Annotated in this window: 24 protein-coding genes and 2 pseudogenes; 10 read left to right on the top strand and 16 right to left on the bottom strand. The window is 50.5% G+C overall.

The annotated features are described in order from the left end of the window. Positions 1 to 135: 135 nt before the first annotated feature. Positions 136 to 1,092, bottom strand: a complete 957-nt coding sequence (locus AC6I8E_RS19730; RefSeq protein WP_497824881.1) for a D-2-hydroxyacid dehydrogenase family protein — start codon at positions 1,090 to 1,092, stop codon at positions 136 to 138. Between the two features lie 514 nt (positions 1,093 to 1,606). On the opposite strand from AC6I8E_RS19730, the gene AC6I8E_RS19725 reads away from it, so the two are divergent. Beyond that, positions 1,607 to 2,770, top strand: coding sequence for an EAL domain-containing protein (locus AC6I8E_RS19725; protein ID WP_110332176.1), 1,164 nt, complete (start codon positions 1,607 to 1,609; stop codon positions 2,768 to 2,770). 77 nt (positions 2,771 to 2,847) lie between these two features. Here the strand turns inward: AC6I8E_RS19725 and AC6I8E_RS19720 are convergent, their stop codons facing one another. Next, positions 2,848 to 3,528, bottom strand: coding sequence for an SOS response-associated peptidase family protein (locus tag AC6I8E_RS19720; RefSeq protein WP_497824880.1), 681 nt, complete (start codon positions 3,526 to 3,528; stop codon positions 2,848 to 2,850). 343 nt (positions 3,529 to 3,871) lie between these two features. On the opposite strand from AC6I8E_RS19720, the gene AC6I8E_RS19715 reads away from it, so the two are divergent. Both AC6I8E_RS19715 and AC6I8E_RS19710 read left to right on the top strand, forming a co-directional pair. Continuing rightward, complete coding sequence (locus AC6I8E_RS19715; RefSeq protein WP_497824879.1) at positions 3,872 to 4,117, top strand: hypothetical protein; 246 nt, start codon at positions 3,872 to 3,874, stop codon at positions 4,115 to 4,117. A gap of 229 nt (positions 4,118 to 4,346) precedes the next feature. Beyond that, positions 4,347 to 4,910, top strand: a complete 564-nt coding sequence (locus tag AC6I8E_RS19710; protein WP_107320285.1) for a TetR/AcrR family transcriptional regulator — start codon at positions 4,347 to 4,349, stop codon at positions 4,908 to 4,910. A gap of 1 nt (position 4,911) precedes the next feature. On the opposite strand, the gene AC6I8E_RS19705 is transcribed toward AC6I8E_RS19710, so the two are convergent. The 8 genes and pseudogenes from AC6I8E_RS19705 to AC6I8E_RS19670 form a co-directional block, all read right to left on the bottom strand. Next, positions 4,912 to 5,493, bottom strand: a complete 582-nt coding sequence (locus AC6I8E_RS19705) for a TetR/AcrR family transcriptional regulator (protein WP_107320284.1) — start codon at positions 5,491 to 5,493, stop codon at positions 4,912 to 4,914. Between the two features lie 195 nt (positions 5,494 to 5,688). After that, complete coding sequence (locus AC6I8E_RS19700; RefSeq protein WP_418163280.1) at positions 5,689 to 7,119, bottom strand: efflux transporter outer membrane subunit; 1,431 nt, start codon at positions 7,117 to 7,119, stop codon at positions 5,689 to 5,691. After that, a complete protein-coding gene (locus AC6I8E_RS19695; RefSeq protein WP_418163279.1) occupies positions 7,119 to 10,280 on the bottom strand; it encodes an efflux RND transporter permease subunit in 3,162 nt (1,053 codons plus the stop codon). The genes AC6I8E_RS19700 and AC6I8E_RS19695 overlap by 1 nt, the downstream gene beginning before the upstream one ends. Position 10,281: 1 nt before the next feature. After that, complete coding sequence (locus tag AC6I8E_RS19690) at positions 10,282 to 11,430, bottom strand: efflux RND transporter periplasmic adaptor subunit (protein ID WP_312216083.1); 1,149 nt, start codon at positions 11,428 to 11,430, stop codon at positions 10,282 to 10,284. Between the two features lie 751 nt (positions 11,431 to 12,181). Further along, complete coding sequence (locus AC6I8E_RS19685; RefSeq protein ID WP_258196019.1) at positions 12,182 to 12,421, bottom strand: DNA polymerase Y subunit UmuC family protein; 240 nt, start codon at positions 12,419 to 12,421, stop codon at positions 12,182 to 12,184. Between the two features lies 1 nt (position 12,422). Next, positions 12,423 to 12,593 (bottom strand): annotated as a pseudogene (locus tag AC6I8E_RS19680) (Y-family DNA polymerase); the annotation flags it as partial. Between the two features lie 2 nt (positions 12,594 to 12,595). Further along, positions 12,596 to 12,973, bottom strand: a complete 378-nt coding sequence (locus AC6I8E_RS19675; protein WP_140029429.1) for a S24 family peptidase — start codon at positions 12,971 to 12,973, stop codon at positions 12,596 to 12,598. Between the two features lie 162 nt (positions 12,974 to 13,135). Continuing rightward, the gene (locus tag AC6I8E_RS19670; RefSeq protein WP_140029428.1) at positions 13,136 to 14,470 is read right to left on the bottom strand and encodes an aminotransferase-like domain-containing protein; all 1,335 of its coding nucleotides are present in this window, start codon (positions 14,468 to 14,470) and stop codon (positions 13,136 to 13,138) included. 103 nt (positions 14,471 to 14,573) lie between these two features. Between AC6I8E_RS19670 and AC6I8E_RS19665 the strand changes: the two genes are divergently transcribed. Beyond that, a complete protein-coding gene (locus AC6I8E_RS19665) occupies positions 14,574 to 15,464 on the top strand; it encodes a DMT family transporter (RefSeq protein ID WP_140029427.1) in 891 nt (296 codons plus the stop codon). Between the two features lie 373 nt (positions 15,465 to 15,837). Here AC6I8E_RS19665 and AC6I8E_RS19660 read toward each other — a convergent pair whose 3' ends face one another. Together AC6I8E_RS19660 and AC6I8E_RS19655 are read right to left on the bottom strand one after the other, a co-directional pair. Beyond that, on the bottom strand, positions 15,838 to 16,353 hold the full coding sequence (locus AC6I8E_RS19660; RefSeq protein WP_140029426.1) for an NAD(P)H-dependent oxidoreductase: 516 nt from the start codon (positions 16,351 to 16,353) through the stop codon (positions 15,838 to 15,840). Positions 16,354 to 16,370: 17 nt separating this feature from the next. Next, positions 16,371 to 17,336, bottom strand: coding sequence for an aldo/keto reductase (locus AC6I8E_RS19655; RefSeq protein ID WP_140029425.1), 966 nt, complete (start codon positions 17,334 to 17,336; stop codon positions 16,371 to 16,373). 116 nt (positions 17,337 to 17,452) lie between these two features. On the opposite strand from AC6I8E_RS19655, the gene AC6I8E_RS19650 reads away from it, so the two are divergent. Further along, positions 17,453 to 18,346, top strand: coding sequence for a LysR family transcriptional regulator (locus AC6I8E_RS19650; RefSeq protein ID WP_140029424.1), 894 nt, complete (start codon positions 17,453 to 17,455; stop codon positions 18,344 to 18,346). 153 nt (positions 18,347 to 18,499) lie between these two features. Here the strand turns inward: AC6I8E_RS19650 and AC6I8E_RS19645 are convergent, their stop codons facing one another. After that, the gene (locus AC6I8E_RS19645; protein ID WP_140029423.1) at positions 18,500 to 19,387 is read right to left on the bottom strand and encodes a LysR family transcriptional regulator; all 888 of its coding nucleotides are present in this window, start codon (positions 19,385 to 19,387) and stop codon (positions 18,500 to 18,502) included. Positions 19,388 to 19,529: 142 nt separating this feature from the next. Here AC6I8E_RS19645 and AC6I8E_RS19640 point away from each other — a divergent pair, with 142 nt between their 5' ends. The 3 genes from AC6I8E_RS19640 to AC6I8E_RS19630 all read left to right on the top strand — a co-directional run bounded on the left by AC6I8E_RS19640 (position 19,530) and on the right by AC6I8E_RS19630 (position 22,361). Next, entirely contained in the window at positions 19,530 to 20,927 is a 1,398-nt protein-coding gene (locus AC6I8E_RS19640) for an amidohydrolase family protein (protein ID WP_140029422.1), read from the top strand. 14 nt (positions 20,928 to 20,941) lie between these two features. Further along, entirely contained in the window at positions 20,942 to 21,415 is a 474-nt protein-coding gene (locus AC6I8E_RS19635; protein WP_140029421.1) for a DMT family transporter, read from the top strand. Positions 21,416 to 21,500: 85 nt separating this feature from the next. Continuing rightward, on the top strand, positions 21,501 to 22,361 hold the full coding sequence (locus AC6I8E_RS19630; RefSeq protein WP_140029420.1) for an SMP-30/gluconolactonase/LRE family protein: 861 nt from the start codon (positions 21,501 to 21,503) through the stop codon (positions 22,359 to 22,361). 388 nt (positions 22,362 to 22,749) lie between these two features. On the opposite strand, the gene AC6I8E_RS19625 is transcribed toward AC6I8E_RS19630, so the two are convergent. Together AC6I8E_RS19625 and AC6I8E_RS19620 are read right to left on the bottom strand one after the other, a co-directional pair. Then, positions 22,750 to 23,730: a lysozyme inhibitor LprI family protein gene (locus tag AC6I8E_RS19625; RefSeq protein WP_140029419.1), complete on the bottom strand. Its 981-nt coding sequence runs from the start codon at positions 23,728 to 23,730 to the stop codon at positions 22,750 to 22,752. Positions 23,731 to 24,106: 376 nt separating this feature from the next. Beyond that, positions 24,107 to 24,480: pseudogene (locus AC6I8E_RS19620) on the bottom strand (site-specific integrase); the annotation flags it as partial. Between the two features lie 256 nt (positions 24,481 to 24,736). Here AC6I8E_RS19620 and AC6I8E_RS19615 point away from each other — a divergent pair. Both AC6I8E_RS19615 and AC6I8E_RS19610 read left to right on the top strand, forming a co-directional pair. Further along, entirely contained in the window at positions 24,737 to 25,126 is a 390-nt protein-coding gene (locus tag AC6I8E_RS19615; RefSeq protein WP_140029418.1) for an MGMT family protein, read from the top strand. 713 nt (positions 25,127 to 25,839) lie between these two features. Then, positions 25,840 to 26,487 (top strand): Ail/Lom family outer membrane beta-barrel protein, encoded by a 648-nt coding sequence (locus AC6I8E_RS19610; protein ID WP_140029417.1) that lies wholly within the window; start codon positions 25,840 to 25,842, stop codon positions 26,485 to 26,487. Positions 26,488 to 26,522: 35 nt separating this feature from the next. On the opposite strand, the gene AC6I8E_RS19605 is transcribed toward AC6I8E_RS19610, so the two are convergent. Then, the gene (locus tag AC6I8E_RS19605; RefSeq protein WP_497824878.1) at positions 26,523 to 26,948 is read right to left on the bottom strand and encodes a tail fiber assembly protein; all 426 of its coding nucleotides are present in this window, start codon (positions 26,946 to 26,948) and stop codon (positions 26,523 to 26,525) included. Positions 26,949 to 26,950: the final 2 nt, after the last annotated feature.

The following is a 26,950-nucleotide window of genomic DNA, read 5'->3' as shown; positions in this document are numbered from 1 at the left end:
AAAGCATATACGCTTTTTGTTGCAACTGCCGACAGCCAGAGTCAGGTATGGAGCAGAGACAGGAAGTAATCAGCTTAATACGGAATAATGTTCACCGGACTAAAGATATTAAAGCTAATCTCATGCATTAAAGCTTCAGCCATTAATCACATGCGACCTGTCACCGCTAAAATAACGCACAACATTATCAAATGCCGCTCTGAAATAGAGCGCATAGCTGGCCTTCTCCACATATCCCAGATGTGGTGTACACAGCACATTCGGCATCTGCAGGTAAGGATGCCGGGTGTTGTAGATCGGTTCCTCTTCATAAACATCCAGTGCCGCAAATCCAGGCCGCCCCTGTGTCAGGGCATTCTGCAACGCGCCGTCATAAACCAGTTCAGCCCGGCTGGTATTCACAAATAACGCATCAGTTTTCATCAGCGCGAGATCGGCTGGCGTGATGTTGCCTTGCGTCGCAGCCACCAGTCGCTGGTGCACGGTTAACACATCGCTGGTGGCGAAAAATTGCTCACGGCTTTCGGGGACCGTCCATCCGTCTGCTCGTGCCTCTTCCTGCGCACGGAGACTTCCCCATACCTGCACCTGCATGCCAAAAACGGCGGCATAGGAAGCAAGACGTTTACCAATTTTTCCATAGCCCAGAATGCCGATGACCTGATTGTGAACCGCAGATCCGATTTCTGTTTGCCAGTGCCCTTCGGCCATTGCATTGACCGACGAGACAAATTTTCGGCGGGAGTTCATGATCAACAGCCAGGTCAGCTCAGCAGGTGCAACCGGAGAGCCACTCCCTTCCACAAGGGCGACACCTGCCCGTGTACAGGCATCGATATCAACATTTCTCGCCAGCTTACCCGTCTGACTGATCAATTTAAGATGTGGCGTGCGTTGCAGAAAGGCTTCGTCAATGACAGTCCTTTCGCGGATAAGTATTAATGATTCAGCCGATGACAGCTTTTCATCTGCCATCGGGTCTCTGCTGAGATCGCCCAGTGCAGCGCAGTGAAAGTTGTTATTACTGTGGAGAAAATCCAGTTTTTGAGTGGCAAACTGATAATCATCCGGGATGACGATATGAATGGTCATTAAGAAACCTCATTATTTGACAGTTGTGCACACATTGAAACTTCAATGATTAAAACCTTTATCAGTTTTATGACTTTAGGACTCATTACCTTTGCTAATATTCATTGTCAGCCTGTATCGTTATTTACCCTGTTTATTATCAAAACGATTAGAGGTAACTTTTTCCCACTAAATCTTATTCATCTGCTATAAGCTAAACGACCATTTTAAATGTGGGTCAATACCCGCGTCGGTGTCATGCTATTACGATGTAATGAAAAGTAATTCCAGGCCGATAACGATAGTGAGTAAGTAGTCTTACTCGCCAGCATAAGATATGAACACACAGCGAATGTAATAAAATATTGCCGAATTAAACAGTAAGCCAGCATATGAAACTGGTTATCATAATGATTATGCTGAAAAAAGATTAAAATAGTATGCGACCGTCGATAGAGTTCGCTGAGTTTATAAAGCCTGATTTGCAGAGACATTATCGTTAACAGGCTGAAAATCATGTATTTACGGGAATGAAATGAAACCTGGTGTCAAGAATGATGAAACGCGCGAACTTCTGCAGCAGCGTATTAAGCTGGGCGAGTTTCACCCGTTTTTTCAGCCTATAGTTTCTCTGGAAGATTTGCGCGTGATGGGGTTTGAGATGCTCGCGCGGCACATATCCCCGGAGGGTATTGTTACGCCTCCAGCAGACTTCATTCCGGCCATGGAGCGAAGTGGTCTGCTCGACGAGCTGATGCTCAGCCTTATGGCACAGGGTTTCAAAGTTGCTGCCACATGGCCAGAACAGCAGTTTTTATCAATGAACGTTTCTCCTTCACAGCTTGATGGCAGGTATCTTACTGAAATTATAAGGAATACAGCCCGTGAATTTCAGTTCGATCTCGCAAGGCTGAAGATTGAGATTACTGAAACAGCCCTGTTAAATGACATCAATACCGCCCGGACGGAGATTGAAGCGTTGTCGGGTATGGGCTGTACGATAGCAATGGATGATTTTGGAACAGGCTATTCCAGCCTCGCCTGGCTGATTCAGTTACCGGTTAACACGCTTAAAATTGACAGCAGTTTTATTCGCTCCATGCTGCACAAAAAAGACAGCCGCAAAATCATTTCCAGCGTCGCCGGTCTGGGCCGGAGCCTTGATATGGATGTGATCGCGGAGGGCGTGGAAACCGAAGAACAGGCTGAAATGCTAAGGGGGATAGGTTGCCTCTATGCGCAGGGCTATTTGTTCGGGAAGCCGGTCTCAGGAGCGGAAAGCTGCCGAATGCTTAATGCAGTACCGGATAAAGGATCTCTCCGGCGGGTTGCGCGTCTTTCCCTCGATCAGCGAGCACATCAGATTTCATCCATGTATGCGATTCCCGGCACGTCCATTTGCTTTCTTAATCCGGAATTAGTGATTGTTGATGCCAGCGACACGTTTGCCGAACGGGTCGGCTGGGCTCCGCAGGATCTTATCCATAAATATATTTATGAAGTTATTCCGTCACAGGCGGAAAAACTACTCTGGCTGCAGGAATTCCGATTGAAAGGACTCCCTTATCCACCTTATGAGGTTGTGCTGCCCGACGGCTCGTCCGATCTGGTCATGGTGACCCGGGTGGAAGATGAAGCCAAGGATTTACTGGGCTTTTGTGTATTTGGTGTGAAGATGAGCGATCGCAAACGTCATTAAGCTGAACGTTTTTCTGGGTGATGACAATCATTAACGCTCAATATCGCAGATTGCGTTGTGTATCTCTCACCTGCGCTTCATGTGCCTTCAGGATTTATCTCTTTAATAAGCGTCTCGCCCTGATTATGGATGTTCCCGACTTTGGCTGAAAAAGGGTGCCAGGTGAAATCCTTCTCGGGTAATGCGGCTTCATGGGCAATGTCCTGCGCCCGCTGTGATGAGGTTTCAACACTGAGCCACTCCCGAACCGCGTCCGCCCGTAAAACCAGTGGCCGGCGGTCATGAATATCAACCATGCCTTTATTGCTCGCCGCAGTGACGATAACAAATCCCTCCAGTCCATGGTCCTTACCATAAGGCGCCCGGCCAATAGCGGCAAAAAACAGCGGTTCCTTTTCTTTGTGATGAATAAAGTATGGCTGTTTCCTGTCACCCTCACGCTTCCACTCATACCAGCCATCGGCAGGAACAATGGCGCGTCCCTGCTCCCATAGCGGCTTAAACATACGCCCGGTTGGGGCTGTTTCACTTCGGGCGTTGATTAGCGGCTGCTTATTCCACCACTCAGGACCGTAGCCCCAGTAAACCGGGTCCAGGTGAAATTCATCGTCCCGCTCATTGAGCAGCAGCACGTTGGTACCTGGCGCAACGTTGAAACGCCCTATCGGCTCCGGATCATAAATGATTTCATTGGGCTTGAGTCCCAAAGAGTCGAAGTAATCGTCCCGGCTACTGTACTGCGCAAACCGTCCACACATAGGCACCTCCTGGCATAAGGATAGTCCGGTGTTGATTAAGTCATGATCAAAATATTAACTTTCTGGCTGAAGATATCGCGCCAGCTGTCGAGAATGTAGTAAAGGAAATGAAGAGAACCGAATAACCAGGGCTACGAGGCGTTCAGCTTTGCTGATGGCCAGCCAGATTACCCAAATTTGCCTCTCTGCCCTGGAAGTAATTATTGCTTGCTGAGCCTGTCGACCGAAGAACGACGTTGGATCGGTGTTACTGAGCAACTGCAATGTACAGCCCGTCATTAAGGAGCTATGTGATTTCGGTTATTAGTAACAGCGTGATATTTAACCATCAGGAAAATAAATAATGAGCCTCGTTTATATACCTGCCCTCATTCCACTCTTGCTGAACAAAGAGAATGAGAAAGGAAGCCCGCTTACAGAGGAGGAAGTCAGCAGCATCAAAGATAGTGCCACCTGTATTGAAGTAGCGCGTGATGTTGCTTTTACAATGGCGGAATGCCGCGGTTACTTTGATATCAATCCTGAAAAATGCTGGGAAGAATGGAGAGCGTACCCGAGTGAGCGACTGCACCAGAGTGGTCACCGCTAAATCACATTCATCTCCGGCATTCGCTTTTGCGGGATAAATACCTGAAACAGACCTGGCTAATGCCGTGTTGATCGCATCGCCGCAATGGCCGATTCCTGCTGATTATCAGGCTCTGCGCGTAACGTGCACATACGGATAGCGGCAGGCCATGCGGGAGTCGGGAACGTCGACGTATAGCCATGCTAAGTGAAAGGAGGTAGAGTAATATTTTTATAATGTGAGTGTTATTATGAATCGTAGCGAGGAAATTCTTGAGGCAGCAGAATACTGCATGCGACAGAAAGGCTTTTATCAGACATCGGTTCAGAATATAGCCCGACAGGCAAATGTCAGCGTCGGTCTGATTTATAAATATTATAAAAATAAAGAAGCGATTATCGAAGCACTGATTAAAAACGTGGTGCAACGGATGATTGATTCACTCAAAAAGGCTCTCGACAATCTTGCTCATGCAGGTAACGTCGCCCATTCTGCGCACGGCGTTGTGTCAGTCGACGTTGAAAAAAGCATTGTACTGCTCATTGATATATCTGCAGAAGCCACACGTAATGAGCGGATCCGTCAGATTATTTACGATGCCTGGCAGACTTTGAAAGAGAACTTTATTACTCAGGAGCAGGTGCTTAATCCGTCGCTGGATGCTGAGATTATCCAGACACGCCTGTATATTATGTCACTGATCATAGACGGTATGATTATTCGCCGCTATATGAAACAGCGTGAAATCGATGGCCGCGTGATGTCATTCCTGGATGTCATCAGTCATGACATTAATCAGAACGGTGTCGCCTGACTCACGAGAAAAGATGGCCGGCGAGAAGGGTGTTAATCCGCGCTAACTCCTGCTGATTAAGGTGTTTGTCGCCAAACGTACGACAGGCCACACCATCCACCAGCATCAGCAAAAACTGAATACGGTCACTACGCTCTTCAGGGGTCGCTGCTGGCATCTGCCGCTTAAAAACCTCTTCCAGCTCTGTAAAAAGCAATTGTTCTTCATGTGCAAGCAACGCGCGAACTGATTTATTACGTGATGCCTCTGAATACATTTCCAGCAGTAAACAACGATCCCTGAAAGACCAGTCCCGCCAGAAGTCGGATTCCGTATTGATAATATTTGAGACGCTGGTTTGTAGCTGAAGATTTTTAAGTAAAAACATTCGCCAGTTTTCTGCGATACTTTTTATCGTCTCACTGACAATTGATTCTTTGCTACTGTAATAGCGATAAATCTGCCCGGCACCCAGACCTGACTCAAGGCTTATGTCAGCCATGCTGGCACCATGAAAGCCAGAGCGACTGAAACAGTTTTTCGCTGCCGAAATGATCTGCTGCTGTCGCTGCTGCAGGAAATCCTTACTGTCTGACCTGCTCAAATAACCTCCTGTTAACTGACGTCACACTAGCCCTGATATTAATTCTCCAATGATAACCGAGGCAGGGGTGCGAGAACATATCAGCCGGAAATTCAGACATCAGATATGATGATTTCACCTTCTCATCTCCTGAAATTTACGCTGAGATTACGCTTTAACATGGGTGCGCATTCCCTCCTGAATGCGCACCCTTTTTTACATTTTCAGTTGCGACTCCTGCAACGCCGTGCCGCCGCCCATCACCTTGTAAAACGTGTTCAGATTTTGATAGTACGCCTGCTCAGCGCTGACCAGACTGGTTCTGGCGGTATAGAGCGTACGCTGAGCGGTTAACGCATTCAGATACGTGTCCACCCCATTCTGATAACGCAGATCGGCCAGATGATAATATGTCTGTGAAGCAGCAACATTGTTGCGCTGGCTGTTCAGCTGATCTGTGATGGTGCCCTTACGAGCCAGAGCATCTGCGACTTCCTGAAAAGCGGTTTGCACCGCCTTTTCATACACTGCCACATAATACTCTTTTTGCGCTTTGGTGTAGTTCAGGTAAGAAACGTTGTAGCCACCTTTAAAGATCGGCAGCGAGATGGTGGGCGCAAAAGACCAGATGCCTGCTCCGTTTTTAAACAGTGAAGAGAGATCGGAACTGCCGACGCCACCGCTCGCCGTCAGTGAGATGCTCGGGAAGAAATTTGCACGCGCCGCACCGATATTGGCATTTGCTGCCTTCAGGTTATGCTCAGCCTGTAAGACATCAGGACGATTAATCAGGGCTTCAGATGAAACACCCGCCGGCACGTCACGCAATGCCTGACCAACAGATTCGATGTTTTGCGGCAGCAGATTATCAGGCACGCTTTTACCCACAACCAGGTCCAGGGCATTCTTATCCTGCGCCACGCTGGTGGTATAGCTGGCTACATCTGACAGTGCAGACTGCCAGGTGGTTTCTGCTGAAGCGACATCCACCATTGAAGCCACGCCATTTTGCAGACGTTTGCGTGTCACCTCCAGTGACTGGCGCGTACTCTCTGCTGTCTCTTTCGCAATCTCAAGATTGCTGCGGTCGGCCGCCAGCTGTAACCAGTAATCCACCGTGTTATAGAGTAAGGTCAGGCGCGTACTTCGCGCCCCTTCCAGCGTGCCGAGATAGGTTTCATACTGCTGGCGTGACAGGCTTTGATTTTTGCCAAACAGATCCAGTTCAAATGAACTTACGCTCCCTTCTGCCGAGTAACTGTTGCCCAATGCAGTCTGATTACCCTCTCCTGTCAGCGCGCGAGAGCGGGTTCCACTCACATCGGCGCTGAGCGTGGGGAAGAGATTAGCCCGCTGCTCACCATATTGTGCATGTGCAGACTTCACACTTGCCACGGCTTCCCGCAGGTCGCGGCTATTGTCCAGAGCCATTGCGACAACCTGACGAAGCCGGGGATCCTGCACATAATCCTGCCAGCCCACATCGCGATAATTAATCGCGTTCTGTTGCAGGTTGCGGTAAGCCTCACCGCCCGGGGTTGCGGCAACTACGGCATTATCTGGGCGTGCATAATGCGGATCGAGCGAAACACATCCCGCAAGGAAGCAGGGCAAAAACACCGCTAAACATTTTGCAGATATTGTCATTATTCTCTTACCCTTACTGCGGATTCTGAAGACTGTGTTTCCTCATGCAGTCTGGCCGGAAACAGACGGCGGACCAGCACAAAGAACAGCGGAACAAAGAAGATGGCCAGCAGCGTCGCGGTTAAGGTCCCGCCAATAATGCCGGTACCAATGGCGATACGACTGTTCGCGCCCGCGCCTGTCGAGATAGCCAGCGGCAGCACCCCTGCGGTAAAGGCCAGTGATGTCATGATGATGGGACGCAAACGCATCGTTGCTGCATGCGTCGCGGCCCTGACCAGACTCTCTCCTTTGCGATATTGCTCTTCAGCAAATTCCACGATTAGAATGGCGTTCTTCGCCGAGAGTCCGATGATAGTGAGCAACGCGACCTGGAAATAAACGTCGTTTTCAAGTCCGCGCAGCGTCGTCGCCAGAAGGGCACCGATCACGCCTAATGGCACCACCATCATGACCGAAAAGGGTATTGACCAGCTCTCATACAAAGCAGCAAGGCACAGGAACACCACAATCAGTGAGATGCCATAGAGCGACATTGCCTGATTGCCAGAGAGTTTTTCCTGATACGAGAGGCCACTCCATGCAAAGGTGTTTCCTACGGGTAACTTCGCCACCAGCTTTTCCATCGCGGTGATAGCATCCCCCGAACTTTTGCCGGAGGCCGGCGAACCCTGAATTTCGTAAGACGCCAGGCCGTTATAACGTGACAGGACATCCGGACCATACGCCCATTTCATCGAGGCAAAGGATGAGAACGGCACCATCGTAGTGTTACTGCTGCTGTCCGTTCCGCGCACATACCACTGATCAATATCTTCCGGCTTGCTGCGGAACTGCTGTTCCCCCTGTATGTAGACTTTTTTCACACGACCACGGTCGGTGAAGTCATTGACGTAGCTCCCTCCAATCGCCGCACTTAAGGTGCTGTTAATATCGCTGATCGTCAGACCCAGCGACTGGGCTTTAGCGTCATCAATGTCGACGTCCAGCTGTGGCAGGCTCGGCAGTGAGTTGGCGCGAACGGCACTGAGGTCGGGATCCTTATTGGCCTCGGCAATCAGCTGATCGCGCAACTTAAGCAGTTCGTCGCGACTGGTCGCCCCGCGCGCCTGCAGTTCAAAGGTGAAGCCATTCGACTGGCCCAGCCCGGAAACCGGCGGGGGCGTGAGTACAAAAATTTGCGCATCGCGGATGCCCGACAGCGCCTTCATCGCGCGGCCTGCAATGGCATCAGCACTGTTTTCGCTGCCTTCCCGTTCACTCCAGTTCTTCAGCGCGATAAAGCCAATACCGGCGTTCTGACCATTACCCGCAAAACTGAAGCCGTTGACCAGCATGCTGACGTTGACGTTATCTTTCTCCTGGGTGGCAAAGTAGTGCTGAACCTGACGACGCACGTCACTTGTCCGGTTTTCCGTGGCGCCGGGAGCAAGCTGATACTGCACCATGATATAACCCTGGTCTTCAGTAGGCAGGAAGCCCGTGGGCAGGCGCATATAAAGCACTGCACAGCCGATCAACAGCACGCCATACAGAAGCAGATAACGAACTGAACTGTTCACAACATGACCAACACCATTCTGATAGCGTGCCTGGACTCTTTCATAGCTGCGATTAAACCAGCCGAAGAAGCCCGTGCTGCCGCTTTCGTGATTATGCGGTTTAAGCAGGGTGGCACAGAGTGCGGGCGTCAGCGTCAGCGCCACAATCACCGACAGCACCATCGATGAAACAATGGTGATTGAAAACTGACGATAGATCACACCCGTTGAGCCGCTGAAAAAGGTCATAGGCAGGAACACGGCTGAGAGCACCATCGCGATACCAATCAACGCACCGGTAATCTCCTTCATCGATTTTTCCGTCGCCTGACGCGGGGGTAAGCCCTCCTCACGCATCACACGTTCGACGTTTTCAACTACGACGATCGCGTCATCAACCAGTAAGCCGATGGCAAGCACCATCCCGAACATAGTGAGGGTATTAATCGAGTAGCCAAAGAGGGACAGCACGCCAAAGGTGCCCAGCAGCACGACCGGAACAGCAATCGCCGGGATGAGCGTAGTACGGATGTTTTGCAGGAAAACAAACATCACGATGACCACTAAAATCACCGCTTCGATGAGCGTTTTCACCACTTCTTCAATGGAGATTTTAACGAAATCGGTGCTGTCGAGCGGATAAGCGATCTCATAGCCCGCAGGCATAGTGCTGCGAAACTCATTAATTTTCGCTTTAACCTGCTCGGCGGTTGAGAGCGCATTGGCACCTGACGCCAACTGCACGGCAATACCGGATGCAGGATGACCGTTGGCCAGAACGTTAGAACTGTAATCTTCATTACCCATCTCAACGCGTGCGACATCACTCAGTCGTACTACTGACCCATCCGCCTGGCTTTTCAGCACGATATTGCGGAACTGCTCGGGGGTTTGCAGTCGGGATCGTGAACGGACCGTCGCCACCAGCTGTTGTTCTTTGCTGGCGGGTTGTGCCCCTAACTGCCCCGAGGAGACCTGAGTGTTCTGACTCTCAAGTGCCGTTGTGACGTCGGAAGGCATCAGAGAAAAGGAAGTCAGCCTGGCGGGATCGAGCCAGATACGCATCGCATATTCAGCACCGAATACCTGAACGCTGCCTACTCCCGGCACACGCGCCAGGCTGTCTTCCATGTTACTCACCATATAGTCGGCGACATCTGATGAGCTGCTTTTATTGGTTTTATCGTACAGCGCCAGGATCAGCAAAAAGTCACTCTGCGCTTTCTGCACGGTCACACCCTGTGACGTGACTGCGGTCGGCAGGCGGCTCTCGGCCTGCTGAACCTTGTTCTGCACCTGAACCTGCGCAATATCCGGGTCGGTTCCCTGCTGGAAAGTGACGTTGATTTTTACCTGGCCGGTGGAGGCAGTGCTGGTGGCATCGAAATAGAGCAACCCATCCAGCCCGGTAAGCTGCTGCTCAATGACCTGAGTCACGCTGCTCTCCAGCGTTTCAGCAGAAGCACCGGTATAGGTTGCCTGAATACTGATTTGCGGCGGTGCCACATCCGGATATTGCGCCACCGGCAGGCTGTTAATGCTCAGGATGCCGAACATCATGATGCACAGGGCGATTACCCAGGCGAAAACCGGGCGACGAATAAAGAACTGAGCCAGCATATCATTTGCCCTCGCCGGTTGCGGCTTTCGCGTCTGGCGTCACTTCGACAGCCTTGACGCGCATGCCCGGCTGAACTTTAGCGGTGCCTTCCACAATCAGCTTGTCACCGCGGTTCAGTCCCGAGGTAATCAGCCATTTGTTGCCAATCACGCGATCGGCTACGACGTCCCGGCTTTCAACTTTGCTCTGGTTATCCACCACCAGCGCAGTGGCGTTGCCCTTCGCATCCCGGGTAATTCCCTGCTGCGGCGCCAGAATCGCATCGTTCTGTACGCCATTGGTGACGCTGGCGCGAACGTACATGCCAGGCAGAAGTTCATGTTGCGGATTAGGGAAGATCGCGCGCAGCGTTACTGTACCCGTGGCTTCATCCACTGAGACTTCGGTCAGCTCCAGCTTTCCGGGATGCTTATAGGCAGTACCATCTTCCAGATTCACCGTCACGGGAACGGCATCGGCACTTTGCTGCAGCGACGCCTGCTGGCGCTTCAGTTTCAGCAGTTGCACACTGGATTGGGTGAGATCGACGTAGATGGGATCGAGCGCGCGTATCGTTGCCAGTGCAGAAGTCTGGCTGGCGGTGACCAGTGCACCTGGCGTCACCGATGAGATCCCAATACGACCACTGATCGGTGCTTTGATTTGGGTGTAGTTCAGACTGATACGGGCACTTTCCACGGCAGCGCGATACTGGTCGACAGAAGCGACGTTCTGCTGATACGTTGCCTGGGCATCATCAGCATCCTGCCGTGACACACCATTCTCTTTAACCAGCGCAGCATAGCGTTCGGCTTTTAATTTACTGCTTTTCACCAGCGCCTGAGCATTCTTCAGCTGTGCCAGGGCCTGATCGTAACTGGCCTGATAGCTGGCGGGATCGATCTGGTAAAGAATCTGCCCGGCTTTAACTTCCTCACCCTCTCTAAACAGGCGTTTCTGGATGATGCCATCCACCTGGGGCCTGACATCTGACGTCATACTGCCCGTTACGCGTCCGGCCAGCTGACTATCCAGCGTCACAGATTCGGTTTGCAATGTTTTCACACCGACTTCTGTGGTCATGTTTCCATCTGGCTGCTGACTGTTTTGATCGCAGGCCGCCACAATCATCACAAGTCCGGCGATGATACTGCGCTGAAATTTTCTCATAAAAATCCTGTAATGAACGTTCATTCTCAACATGCAGTTTAATTAATCAGCAATAAAATGTATGTCAGCAAAACGAAAAGAAGGATGTCAGGAAGTATGTGAAAGCTGGCTTGTAATTATTGTCAGGCGTCAGGCCAGCGCACGGATGAACAGACGTTGAGCAGTGTCCTCCACCGACTTAGAGTGTGACACTGGTTTCGAAGGGTCAGGCTGAACAATCAATGTTAAAAAAGGCGGATGCAGGAACTGATGAGGTCAGTTATGGGCAGCTTTACAGGACTTATATCCGCTAAATAGTCTCTTTAGTGAGGAATAACTTGCTCAGTTTTCAGTTAAGGCGTCCCTGCTGGCGGAGGCATTTATTGGATCAAGAGCCGATCCAGGCAGGTAAACATTTCATCGCTTTGCAAATCGGCCCGCACGCGTTACTCTATACGAAACATATTTGTCCTAAAGCCAACGATTAGTTAAGTTATTTCAACGAGATACGCGTATATTGCCTGCTCATTGTTGATAGCAATGCTTACCAATGCATCCCTTTATGATCAGAGAGTTAGCATTTTTCTCGACTCTGTTCGGACAGGTTTCGGATTAAAATATTTTTGCCTGAAGCCTCTTTACTACTGACCGACTCTCGCGATCTGCCTTTGCTTCATCAGGTTAAATCCTTTTATTCCCGGAATATCTTTCAGACTCGTTTATAGCGTGGAGACAAATTTTCGCGCTTCATCTGCCATAAGCTGTCGCGCGCTCACTGCCCCGCAAACCAGACCTTGCCTTTCCCTGAGCGATTAATGCCTTCCAGTGCCGCCATTAAAGCATCTGCGTTTGCACGGGGCTGCTGCTCACTGAACAGGTCAAACTGCGTCATGCCGGACGGGTAAAAATCTCCCAACATCACCCCTGCTCTGGCATAGCGGAAGCCCTCCCGCCAGATAGAGCCCAGACCGCGAAGCGCCGGGTCAATTATGTCAGCCGTATCAGCGCTCATTCTTAAACAGCGGGGCAGCCATTTTGATGCCCATGCGCTTTGCCTCAGCTGAGCGCGCAATAAAGCAGCCATCGTTATTCGACACGACCACGATGGGTTATCCACGCAGGTCGGGCCGGAATACCGTTTCACAGTGGGCGTAGAAATTATTGGCATCGGCCAGTGCAAACATCCCTACTCTCCTGCCGGCCCGTTGAATCCCGCCCCGGCCATATCAGTGAGCGCATAGGCAACCACACCCCAGACGGGGAGCGTCTGGTTCACATCCAGCACTGTTACGGTTTCGTCCGCGTCCAGCGCCTGCATGGCGGGAACCGGATTGAGCAGCAGTCGCCTCAGCGTCACTTCCCCGTCAACCTCAGCAACGATTATCTGGCGGTGTACAGGCTTCAGTGCTTGATTAATAGCCAGTACGGATCCTTTCACAATACCGGCGTCGGGGCAGTCGCTTTCGCTGCGCATCAGATAGGTTGAGTGAGGGGAAAGGTGAACGAGATCGCCCAGGTTAAGGCGCGTTTCGGTGTAGTTCTGAGCGGGATTCTGAAAGGCCATACAAATGCTCCATTCTGACCAGCATTGCTTCCTGTCTGTTAATGCCTGCGCATCCAGCCGGCATACATATTTATGACTCCTGTGATGAGTATAAGCCGTCACAGCCGGCAATGCTCATGTGTGCACGCCCGTGTCCGCTATGAGCGAAAAGCGGACACACGTTCATAAATCTTTTTCATAATCAATAGCCTCTTTAATCGTAGTGAGTGCCTCGCTTAGCTGGGTCATGGTGACTGAGCCAAGAGCGAGGCGAATAGCATGCGGCACGCTATCTGAGGTGCCGAACGGTTCTGCTGTGGAGACGGAGATGCTTTGCTGCATCAACCGGTGGACAAGTCTGTCAGCCCTAACCTCCTGAGGCAGCAGTAACCAGATAAAATAAGAGTTTGCATGACTTACCCATTCACTGTTCGTAAGAATTTTTCGGGCCAGCGCCTGACGCTGGCGGGCGTCGCGTCTTTTCAGCGACTCAAAGCGCTTTATGGTGCCATTCTTAATCCAGCCGCAGACAATCGAAACCATGAGAGAGGGGGTATTCCAGGTCGTTGCCCTGATGGCCCGCTCCAGGGCGATACGCATGCCAGCGGGGCAGACTACGGCACCTACACGCAGGCCAGTGGCAATGCTCTTGGCAAAACCGGTTACGTAAACCGTTCTTTCAGGCGCATAAGTGGCAAGCGGCGGTGGAGGACGTCGGACAAGAAAAGCATAGGCCGCATCTTCTATGATTAGCAGATCGAACGTTCTGGCAATAAGGGCCAGTTCGCTACGCTGGGCATTATTCATCACCCAGCCAAGCGGGTTATGCAGCGTCGGCATCGTATAAACCGCACGGAGGCGCCTGCGCTGGCAGATACGCCGGAGTGCAGTCAGATCCGGTCCGCCAGCACTGGCGGGTATCGCCACAAGTTCAAGGTGGTACAGGCTGGCCAAAGCTTTGAAGCCGGGATAGGTCAGCGCGTCAACAGCTATTACATCGCCTGGCTTCAGCAGCCCCATCACCGCAACGCTTAAACCGTGCTGCGCGCCATTAACGATTAAAATATTATCGGCTGAAGTATTCAGGCCGGTGCCATGAAGCCATGTCGCGATTGTCTCTCTGTCGCTTTGTCTGCCTGCATGAGGCTGGTATCGCATCAGGGAAGCCAGGTCGCCTGATGTGGTCAGCTGACGCATTGCTTCGCGTAACCGTTCTGACTGATCTGGCAGGGAAGGATAGTTGAAGTTCAGATCGAGCACATCTGATGTCACTGCATGCTGATCTAACCCCAGCCCTGCAGGCAGAGAAATCTCCCTGACGAAAGTCCCTCTTCCGGTTTCTCCGCTTACAAGCCCCATGGCTTCCAGCTCAGCGTAAACGCGGGTAGCCGTTGCAAGAGACATGTGTTTTTCAGCCGACAGCGCTCTGTGAGTAGGCAGACGTGTACCCGGCAGAAGCGTGCCGGCCCGGATAGCGGATGCGAAGTCATCCACGATGATTTTGTATCGCGCTTTCATAAAATGTATCTATGACAATTATTTGATTGTAATGAATGCTGGAACTTAGCATGGGGGATGTCAACTTTATTAAAAACGCTGTATGAGCTGAAAGAGGTCTGGTGTGGCAAAAAATAGTGTAAGTAAAAACCGTTCAGGTCTGAAGTCAGGCTGGTTAAGCGGGCTGGCGGGCGTGGTCATTTTCAGTGGTTCTTTGCCCGCAACCCGCATAGCCGTACAGGAAATGGATCCCTTTTTCCTAACTTTTTTACGTGCTTCAGTTGCCGGTGTTCTGGCCATTATGCTGATTCTTTTCCTGAGACAGACACGTCCGCAGCGGAGCCAGCTGATTTCCCTGATTATCGTTGCCCTGGCCGTAGTAGTTGGTTTTCCTCTTCTGACAGCAATGGCGCTGCGACATGTTTCCTCGGCTCATTCCATAGTGTTTTTAGGGCTTCTGCCGATGGCAACCGCTATTTTTGGCGTTGTCAGAGGAGGCGAAAGGCCCAGGCTGGCTTTCTGGATATTTTCTGTAACCGGCAGCCTGCTGGTGATGGGGTTCGCCTTATTCCAGGCTGGGGCTATATCTGCAACCGGCGATCTGCTGATGCTGGCCTCGGTCGTAGTGTGTGGCTTCGGCTATGCCGAAGGCGCGAAGCTTACGCGTGAGCTGGGGGGATGGCAGGTTATCTGCTGGGCGCTGATCATTGCGCTGCCTGTGATGTTGGTTGCCACCATTGAGACAATACCGGAGGGCATTAGTGATATAAGCCTGCCGGTATGGCTTGCGCTGGGATATGTATCCCTGTTCAGTATGCTGATCGGTTTTATTTTCTGGTACAGGGGGCTGGCCTCTGAGGGCATCGCCGCTGTAGGGCAATTACAATTGCTGCAGCCATTCTTCGGTCTCGGACTTTCGGCAACGCTGCTGTCTGAAACGGTTAGCCCGGTGATGATTATGATAACGCTGGGGGTGCTCCTTTGTGTAATCGGCTCGCGCAGATTTGCACATTAAGCCACAGCCACTTTTCCTGTTTTTTGAGATTCCTTAACATGTCCGCTTCTGGCACAGAGCGGAATGTACGGTACGTAACTCTTCGCCTCAAAGAGCGGATCATAGTCAACAGACTATGAAATTGATATCGGGTAAGTTAAGCCTGAACAAGGTGCTGGATATAAATTATTGACCGGAACAGCCACCATGCCGTTAATTTAGCCACCCTTTCAGGCTGAGATCAGGATGGCGGAGCCAGTCTGTGACAACCGATATACTTTATTCAGGTCACAGGGAGGTAACAAAGACAGGATTTCATATTCTTTTGAAATGTGCTGTTGTCAGCAACAGCACATTTCAGGGTTTTATCGACTAAATGAAGGTCTGATGCGAATCAGGCTAATTCCGTTTTGTAACGTTCAGCCTGTGCCGCAATTTCTTCGTCGGTTATCGTCGCACTACCGCCGGTAATGAAAGGTTTAAGATAACGCATACCCAGATATCCAGAGATGGTTTCAAAGGACAACAGATATTCGCTGACCGCATGTCCGGCTGCACCATCAGGCTGATAAGCAGACTCTGCACCACCCAGCGAAACGGCCAGCATAAGTTGTTTGTCACGCAGTGCCTGTGTTTCGCCACCATGTGACCAGCCGTAGGTCAGCACATCATCAAGCCACTGCTTGAGCAGTGGCGGCGTGCTGTACCACTGCATAGGGAACTGCAGCACGATACGGTCGCTGTTTTCCAGAGCAGCCTGTTCAGCGGCTACGTCAATTTTGCCGTCCGGATAGAGGTCATACAGATAACGCACTTCAGTATCGGGTAGCGATGCTGCACTTTTTGCCAGCGCCGAGTTAACACGGGAACGATGAATGTCTGGATGAGTAACAACAATTATGGTTTTCATTTTCTTATCTCTTGTCTTTAAAAAAAGGTTTCGTCAATATCAAGCCGGGCTAAAGCGGCATTGATTTCATCTAATTCAGCATCACTGAGCTGTACTTTTGCGGCATTAAAATTCTCTTCCAGCCGGTGCAATTTGGTTGTTCCCGGAATCGGTACGATATAAGGCTTCTGAGCCAGTTCCCATGCAAGGACAACCTGTGCAGACGTTGCAGTGTTTCTTTCAGCAATGTCCGCGATCAGATTAAGAAGCGCCTGGTTGTTTTCCATTACCTCGGGTTTAAATCGCCCCATCATGCCCCGGTAATCGCCCTCACCATAGGTTGTATCCGCGGTCACCTGACCACTCAGGAATCCATTACCCAGCGGGCTGTAGGCCATAAAGCCGATATCGAGTTCGTCGCAGACTGTAAACAGATCCTGCTCAGGCTTACGCCACATCATCGAATACTGATCTTCAACGGCGGTAACCGGGCACACTGCATGGGCGCGCCGGATATAAGACGCGGGCGCATTAGACAATCCCCAGTACTTTATTTTCCCTTCGGCGATTAACTCTTTCATCAATCCTGCGACCACTTCCGGCTCAACCGCGGGATCAACGCGATGCTGGTAAAACAGGTCAATATAATCGGTTTTAAGACGGTCAAGAGAACCTTCCAGCTGCTTTCGAACAGACGCCGGGCTACTGTCCAGAACCGGTACCAGCTGACCATCGATATTTTCCATTCCGGTCACGCCAAACTTGGTCGCAATGATGACACTCTCCCTGTGTTTACTGAGAGCAGTACCCAGCAGTTCTTCGTTTTCAAATCCGTAAATAGGGGCAGTGTCGAAAAGGTTGCAACCCAGCTCAATAGCCTTGTCTATCAGCTTTATCCTTTCCTTGATTTCAACTGAATGACCATAGCCATGATCCATGCCCATGCACCCCAGCCCCATCTCTGAGACCAGAAGCCCCTGGCTACCTAACCTTCTAATTTTCATGATTATTTCACCCTTATTTAAGTCGATGATGATTTTGAGTGATTAAGTATACGGCTGGATTTATTGCTGAAAAATTGTTAATTTTGAAAGTCAGAATTGCTTAAAACACAATAATCATGAATAAACTTGATGCTCTGCGATTTTTTGTTGCCGCTGCGGAAACGATGAATTTTCGCGAGGCTGCGGTAAAGCTAGCCATTTCTCCCTCCGTGGTAACGCGAACAATTGCTGAGCTGGAAAATCAGCTTGGCGAGCCACTGTTCAAGCGGAATACCCGATCGATTGTGCTGACCAGCTTTGGCGAACTTTTCCTGCCAAAGGCTGTGCGCCTTCTTGAAGACTCACAAGCGCTGTTTCAGACGGCCAGAGATGACAATGAGATGAAGGGGATTGTGAGGATCACACTGTTCCGCTTTCCCGGACACGAACAGGTGCTGTTTGAGCTTCTGACTGCGCTTCGCCCCTATCCTGAGCTGTTTATAGACTGGCGGCTGGACATGATGAAGCTGGATTCGGTACAGAACCGCATTGATATGGGGATCCGCATTGAACGCGAGCCAAATCCGAACTTTATTATCAGGCCCATCAAGCTCGTTCATCACGCGCTGATGACATCGCCTGAACTCGTTGAGAAGCTGGGTGCGCCGGAAAACTTCGACGATCTGCGCCAGCGTTATCCTTTCAGTGGGCTGCTGAATCCTGAAACCGGCAAAGTATTCGAATATATGCTCGATGGCGTCGATACGTTTGTACCGCGCCATCTTGAGTTTTTTACCACCGACTCCCAGTCTGAGATTCAGGCTGCTTTAGCCGGGAAAGCCGTTATCCAGTCTAGTAATCTGGCCTGCAGGGAATATCTGGAAGATGGCAGGCTGGTGAATGTCCTGCCGGAACTGAAACTGGAAACCTGGCAGCTTTATCTTTACCGGCCCTATCAGGCACTTGTACCGCAGCGCATCAGGACCGTTTTTCGCATTCTGGAAGATATTTTACTCCGGCACTTCAGCTGAGTGCGTGCCCGGATGCGGCTGGCACCTTCAGACGGCGGTGCCACTTACCCGTAGAGGTGAATGTCCGGGTATAGCCCTTTCCCCGGTAAGTCGCTGCTCCGGGATGCACGCATACGCCAGACACAGACTTTCGTCTGTAACGGCCGGAAGGTATCAGTTAACGATTTCATCTATCCAGTCTGCAAATGCGCGAACGGCGGGTGACAGAAAACGCTGATGGGGGTAAAGCAATGTGACAGGAACAGACGACGGCTGCCAGTCGGCCAGGACTTCAACCAGCGTTCCTTTCTGCAGATGTTCTGCGACCACATTCTCAGCAAGCTGCGCCAGTCCGAACCCTTCAAGGCACATTTTTATATAAAGTCCCGTCTCGTTGACGGCGGCCTGCCCGCTGACGGAGACAGACAGCGTTTCCGTTCCCTGCACAAAACGCAGTTCGTCCGTGCGCCGGCTCTGGCCGGAAAAATAGTGAATGGCCCGGTGATGAGATAACTCGTCAGGTGACTGCGGAATACCATATGCCCTGAGATAGTCTGGAGAGGCACAGGTGATCCAGCGAAACTGCCCGAGCGGACGGGCAACCAGCGTTGAGTTAAGCAACTCTCCGGTTCTGATTACGCAATCCACCCCCTCCTGAACCAGATCGACCTGCCGATCGCTGACGCCGATCATCAGGTAGATATCAGGATACCGGCTGCAGAACGCTTTCAGATTAGGCATAACGACGAACTGGGCTATTCCTCCGGGCATATCAACGCGCAGACGGCCCCGGGGCCGTCTGTTCGCATCGGCCAGACTGTCTTCCGTATGTTCGATCAGGGCCAGTATTTCTCTGCACTGCGCCAGATACTGCAGGCCTTCGGGAGTCAGACTGACCCGTCTAGTGGTCCGGTTCAGCAGACGCACCTGCAGATATTTCTCCAGATTTTTGATGGTGCTGGTCACCGTCGAGGCAGGCAGGGAGAGTGTTTCCGCTGCCCGCACAAAGCTTCCGGCCTCAGCCACCCTTAAAAAAATCTGCATAGCCTGAATGCGATCCATCTGGCTGCTCTCCTGGATATCCTGTGAAGGTGATAAGCATCATTATTCGTTAATTCTGAATTATGAAAACGCGTTAGTCATCTTTTTCGACTTAATCGGAGGGCGTATCGTTTTCCTGTTCACACATAAAGAGACGATGACAATGACCGGTTACAACAGAGATATTGTTAATAATCAGTACGAAAACCCGCCGGTAACGCTGATTCGCGGGGCCACCATACTGAGTATGGACGAGAATGTAGGAAACCTTGACCGTGGCGATATTCTTGTCACTGGATCAACGATTACCGCCGTGGGACAGAACCTTCACGCGCCGGGTGCTCACGTCATTGATGCTACAAACATGATCGCCATGCCGGGGATGGTCGACTCTCACCGTCACGCCTGGGAAGGTCAGCTGCGCCGTATCAACCCCAACGCCACCTGTCTGGACGACTACAGCAACGCCACGCACTTTTCGTTCGCTAAGTATTACCGTCCGGAAGATATCTATGTGGGTAACCTTCTTACGGCGCTGGGCGCGATTGACGCGGGCATCACCACAATGATTGATAACTCGCACAACAGCCGGACCGCAGCGCACGCCGATGCCGCCGTTGAGGCCCTGCTTGATGCCGGTATTCGCGCTATCCATGCTTCGGGCGCACCGGTGGCCGGCGAATGGGATAAGGCGCACTGGCCTGGCAACTGGCAGCGCCTGCAGGAAAAATATTTCGCGGACAACCCTGGTAGTCTTGTGACGCTGGGCGTCATGGCTCAGCTGGAACCCGAATTGTGGGCTGAGGCGCGCAGGCTGGGGCTGCCGATTGTCACCGAGTTCTTTGGTGCTGAAATGGCCTCCGAGCTTCAATCACTGCATCAGCAGGGTCTGCTCGGTCCGGACAATATCTTCAACCACTGCACCGCCGTACCTGATGAGGGATGGGAGATCCTGCGTGATGCCGGTGTCCGGGTGAATGTCTGCCCGCGCTCAGATTCCCACTATGGTATCGAAAGCGGGATGTTTGCTATCGAAGCCGCGCAGCGTCATGGTATCCATCCTGGCCTTAGCGTGGACAATGAAACCTCTTACAGCACAGACATGTTTATGGAAATGCGCGTGGCGTTCTATCTACAGCGCGTGATGGGGATGCACAAGCAGCACTGCTGTGATTCAGCGCATTCGCTGACGACGCTTCCGGCTGCGCAGCTGCTTAAATCGGCCACCGTCGATGGTGCTTTCTGTGCAGGAATGCAGGACAAAGTAGGCAGCCTGACGCCAGGTAAACAGGCTGATCTGGTGCTGATTAACGCGGCTGACCTCAATCTCTATCCCAACGGAAATGCGTTTGGTACGGTGGTACATGCAACCGAGCGCAGTAACATCGACACCGTGATGATCGGCGGGCGCATCGTCAAGCAAAACGGCAAAGTGCTGGGTGTGGACAGTGAGCGCCTCCGCGCCGCCATTGATGAATCACGCGAGCACATCTTTGCGGCGGCAGGGTATGAGCCAGACATCTTTGCGGAAAAATTCCTGCCGCTGGTTCAGGCTAACTGACAGAGACGAACAGCATGAGCGCGATTTATTACGTGATAGCTTTTGCAGCAGGTCTGGGGATTACCCTGCAGACGACCCTGAACAGTCAGCTTGCAAAAGGACTCGGAGGCGACTCTGTCACCGCCGCGTTGTTTTCCTTTACGGCCGGGGCGTTCAGCCTTGGGATTTACTCGCTGCTGCGTGGAGGGTTATTTACCTCCCTTTCTGCCATTCCTTCTCAGCCTGTCTGGAGTCTGGCAGGCGGACTGATAGGTGCCTGCGCGCTGTTCAGCTACGTGGTGCTTGCACCGAAAATTGGTTTTTCAGCCCTGCTCGGACTGGCGATTGTCGGACAGCTGCTCTCATCACAGGTGATAGACCATTTTGGCCTGCTGGGCGCGGTCAGGCGGCCGGTCTCGTTGCTGAAGCTGGGAGGGATGCTGGTAATGCTGGCCGGTCTCGCCGTCATGCTTTTCGGCGATCGGCTTTCCGCACGTTTTCTGCAGTAAGGGCTTTCCCCCGTTTGCTACCACGCAGGCGGGGGCAGGTCTGGTCTGGCGAAAAACACGACCTTTATGTATAGAGACGATTCACATGTTTTCAATCGCAGCTGATATCAGAAATACGCTGGGGGAGTGTCCCCTGTGGTGTGAAATAACCCGCAGGCTTTACTGGACTGACATTGAATCCAGCGAACTGCTGGCATTAGAAGAAAGTAAGGACACTGTAATGCGCTGGTCGCTGCCTGAACGCCTGGGTTCCTTTGCTCTGACTGACCGAAGTCATATTCTGCTGATGGGGCTTGAATCCAGGCTGGCTTTGTACGACCTCAATACCGGGTTTCTTTCCACGATAGCCGCCTCACCGGGAGGCTCGGATACCCGCATTGGGGATGGACGATGTGACCGTAGCGGTAATTTTGTCTTTGGAACAATGGATGACGGTTTTCCCGCGAAAGTCATCGGTAAATTTCACAGGCTTAATGCGGCAACGCTGACAGTTGAGACGCTTGCACTGCCCGATGTCGCCATTCCTAACAGCATCTGTTTCAGCCCCGATGGCGGCACCCTCTATTATTGTGACTCGATGCAGGGTCGCATCATGTGCTGTAATTATCCCTCGCTGCAAAACCAGCGCGTATTCACAAGTATCGAAGGTGAAGGTGCCCCTGATGGGTCCTGCGTGGATGCTATGGGCTATCTGTGGAATGCTGAGTGGGGAGGGAGTCGTGTGGTCCGCTACCGGCCGGATGGAACCAGAGACGCAATTCTGTCGTCGCCAGGCATTCAGAGCACCTGCCCGGTACTGGCCGGTGAGAACTTCGCCCGCCTATATTGCACCACAGCGTCTATGGGGCTCACTACGGTTTCTGAAAATGACGGTAAATTACAGAAAGCAAAATCTGATGTCAGTTCCGGTTTGCCTGAAAACCGTTTTACTGCAAACATCTTTTAACTGTTTTGATACTGAAACAACTTAGGCAGTTCAGGCTAAAAGAAATTGTCCGCTTTTGGCACAAAGCGGACATCTGAGAATTATTCCAATAACCTTCAGACAACTGAAAGCACAAAGTCTTATGCCCGGTTTCTCCAGCCGGCAAGCTGCACATAATTGCCAGATGTACTGTTGATCTTTTTTTAAGCCTTATGGGACCTGAGTGTCATTATCGAATCGGAGTAAGCTCATGACGGGCGAACCGAATTGGAGTGGAATTATTGTCAGGTGCAGGCTGTGAGCTGGGTATTTTAGAAGTATACCCAGATTATTTTGTACATAGCTATGAACACGGGCTGATGAATTTATGTTCATAGTAGTCTTCTTCCCAGCCTGCTTACACTGTGTTTTATTGGTTTTTCAAGAAGATGATTCTTGAGAGAGTCATCTGAGTCTGGCAGTCGACCATTTTCTTAACTTCAGCATCCATACCCTGCATTGAAACCTTACCGCACATGGCATCCTTGGTTTTGATCCACTGGCGTTGAGAAGGCAGTAACTCTTTTTTCTTCGCCGGCGTTAACGTGCTCCAGGCCGTATTCAGATCAGAGTCGGCATTCGCGAATGCCATCCGGGATTGATCAAGGTTGTCAGAATTTTGTTGCTGCAAGGATTGTGACGGAGCCTGATGCTGCGCTTGATGTTCAGCTTTTTCTTGCGTCTGAAGCTGTGCCTGTCTCTGAGCTTGTTGATCCGCTTCATACTGCGCCTCTTGCTGAGCTCTTAACTGTGCCTGCTGCTGTGCTTCAACCTGACGCTGCTGGGTATCTTTAGCTTGCTGGACTTTCTGCTGCTCAACGATCGGATTGATGATTGACAACGATGTCATTAAAGCTGCGCCTACTGATATTGGATTTTCCAAGGGCGCTTTTACAAAAACGTTCTTTTGATCGTCGGTCGCCTGTGCGGTGTACGCGATACGTTTCGAAAAGGCGTTTGCCTTGTTCTCCAGTGACAGGCTTTCCATTTGCTTGTCGAGATTCCGGTTAAAATTCTTCCTGTAATCATCAGAAAGCTCGGCGTATTCCTTAGCTGGCAGGCTCATGGTCACGGTACCTTCACAGGTTTTCATTGTGCTGCCCGTGTCACTGGAGGTTGTGGAGATCTCAGAAATGATCAGTTTAATTTTATCAAGCGCGCTGCGTTTGGTCTGGCTCGTGACGTCAGGGTATTTGTCGACCTGTTCAGACAGGTCCTCATAAGCGGATTTCTTGAGTAAATCCATCAGGGCAGATTGGGTTATTTCAGACGAACAGCCAATCACGTCTTTTTTGTTATCACAGCCAGTAATGGCAATAGCGAGGAGAAGTGCTGCGTATTTTAATCTCATGAGTTCCCTTTAGAGTTAAGGCATGGCGCTTTCGATGACAACCTGTACTCGGTCCTGAAAGCATAAATGCCTCCGGACTCTTAGCGCATCACCAGCGAAGACCATAGATGTATCGGCGGGACCAATGAAAACTTTAGTTCAGCTGATGAGCTAGTGAATTGTGCGCATTAGGTAAACTGGTGCCAGTTTGTTTCTTAGCCACCCCATGCTCCTGGAAGATGGCAATATGTTTAACATTCTTCTATTCATGAGTTCAGCCTGATTTTAGAAACATCTTTTTTGGCACAAAGCGGACTAATGGCAGGCAACTTCCGCTATGAGCAAAAAGCGGACATTGCTAACAGCAGTCTGTGTGAATCAACAGGGAGCAGGTCAGTCTGGTTGAAATGTGTCTTGAAGAACTAATGCGGGACTGAAAAAGATAGTCGCTACTACGTAAAAGAGCCATTTTGATCCATGCGGATAAAACCGCTCTGGTTCCCTTCGTCAGTTCAAACTAAACAGGGCTGCCCGTTTTTTGCTGCACCACAGTCGCTCTGCCTGAAACAGAGTGCCCATAGGCCACATCATAAACTTTTAGCTTAACCAGACACAGCCCCGAAGTTTACTGTCCAGAGCCATGTTAAACAGAGCTAAATCGCGTACATTTCCTTCCAGCTCAAGTCTGATACGGATTCCCCAGACATGAGATATCTGCAGTGGTCTTTTTTGGCCGATGATACGGTCTATGTTCCACGGTGACGTGTTCATAATCAAATCTCCTAAAATGTTAGAGATTTAAGTGTGGTTGTCCCTTATGTGCGTATTACTGTCTTTGGCAGATATTTCCACTCTACAACCCTGAGCTACTGAAAATTGGGGGATGGCTTACAACCTTGAGCATGATATTTTACTGAGGGAAGAACCAACGCAAGCAGTATGCTCTCGATGTAGCTGCAGTGCACCCAAAACGTTGCGCTTATTTAGTATGCCCTGTTACGTGTATCGTAACTCTGAAGAGGAATCTATGGTCCAATATTTTTCTGAAAAAAACACCCTTGAGAATAGAGCATTACAAATATGGCAAATTCTTATCGGATTCTCTTATGAGCGTAAGATAACTACATATGGAGAGATTGCTGATATTCTTGGTTATAAAGGCGCAGGTACGATGGATCGTCAACTAGGCCATATACTTCATTTTTGTGCGCAAAACAAATTACCACCATTAAGTGTATTGGTTGTAAATTCTGAGACAGGATTACCTGGAAATGGGTTTGATACGACAGGTGATTTACATAAACAGAGAGAAAAAGTATTTAATTTTGACTGGTTTGATATCATTCCACCAACGCCAACTGAGTTTGCTTCCGCGTGGGAAATAGCAGAAAAAAACGATTATAGTGTTCACTCATAACAATCCGATGCAATTGGTGGTAATACTCCCAATTTAATGATTCGGTTATAGCACTTCCTTCAATGAAGGAGTAAGTATCCAATCCAAGCGGGTCATATACGTCTAGAAATCAGTCCTAACTAACCTAGCATTTGTAACGTCCGCTTTTGGCACAAAGCGGACATGGGTAGCTTACAGGACTGGAGCATCTGCCCGCAGCGTCTATTTTTAAGCCTGCCTCTATGATGAGAGTGCAATACTTGTCGTCAGATAATCACAATACTCTGGGCTAGCAACAGCTTTTCCGGCAATTGCCTCCTGAGATACGTTTTTATTACTGGCCACTAACTGCCAGACGGTCTCACCCACCACCGTGCATGCTGCCTTACACGCCTGTTCTGAAACCTAATTATCTGAATCGAGCTCAAAACTGAATGTAAAACCATTATGCGCCACTGCAAATCTTGATCACTATATTGCGCACACCTCCCTGAGCTGTCTGGTCCCGGCTTCTCCATACAGAATCAGGTCATTATGCCCGCGAATAAGGATTGCCGACTTCAAACTGACACGCTGCTTTCATCACTCATGATTTATTACTATTACCCCGCTTTTCTCAAGTGAAATTTATATAAAATACCTTCTGCAAAGCATTTTTAATGTATTGAAAATATTGGTTAATTTTCACTTTTCTGAACTTCACTCTGGATATAAATGGGTCTCCCTCAACGGGTATGCATGCCGAAATCAGCATCCCATGTTTAAAAGGAGTTCAGATGTTGTTCAGAAAATCATTATCAGGTCTCGTGATCGCTGTGATTACGTGCTCCGCCACGATGGCGTACGGGTCACAGGAAAGGCCGACCATGTCTTTAGGTTATGAACAGGGGCATATCAGAGATTTTGGAGATGTCAGAGGCGGGAACTTCAGGTTTCAGTATGAAAATGCGAAACCCTGGGGTGTGATGGGGTCGCTGACCGCGATGAAGAATAGCTGGCAGGATGAACTCTCCTCATGCAGACAGGCTGATAAAACCTGCAGAGAGAGTTACCGAAAAAAACATAACCTTGATAGCAAGGCTGAATATTACTCCGTAATGGCAGGGCCAACCTACCGGCTATCTGAGAATTTAAGCGTATTTGCTCTTGGGGGTATTTCTCATTCGAGAGTCGAATTCCCTGCCCGAAGCGTCAAGCCTGTTTCTGCTTCTGACAACCCGCACGGTCAGTCATCCAGTCAGTATGCATACAGCACCGGTATTACGCTTAATCCTGCTGATAATCTGGCGCTGACTGCAGGCTATGAAGGCTCGCGCGCCAGTTTTGATGATAAAAAACACCCGGTCAAAAGCGTTTTCATGGATTTTGGTTATCGCTTCTGAGTTTTTGTTTTATGGTCCACAGGATGTGGGCCATTTCATGCCTTGCCCGGCGCACGGGGCCAGTCAACCTTATCCTTACTGTTTATTTCCATCCTGTAGACATCCGCTAAATATTTTTTCCAGTCAGCGAGTTTTCCTTTTTCCTCATTACTCAGTCCATAAACGTCCTGAACAATTGTCAGCATGCGTATTTCTTCGACCGCCTTTTCCAGCAGGTCACTCTTTAATGCAAAACGCCGGTCTGCCTCCCTTTTTTCCCGATCAGGAATATCAACCCATTCAGGCATGCCGTTTTTTCCTGCACCTCGTGTTTTGCCTTCCGGTGGCTGACTGACAAACCGACGCCAGAGGTCTTCCGTAACGGGAATAATATCATCCTGCCAGTTGCCACCTGCCCTGTAAGCCTCTTCATCATCCAGCAAAAAAAATGCATTCACTTTTGCACTGTAACCAGTCTGCATAT

It is taken from the genome of Pantoea sp. X-Soil-YNGN-785 (genome assembly GCF_059730585.1).
Note: the sequence above shows the minus strand (reverse complement) of the source record. Positions and strands in the feature narration are given on the sequence as shown.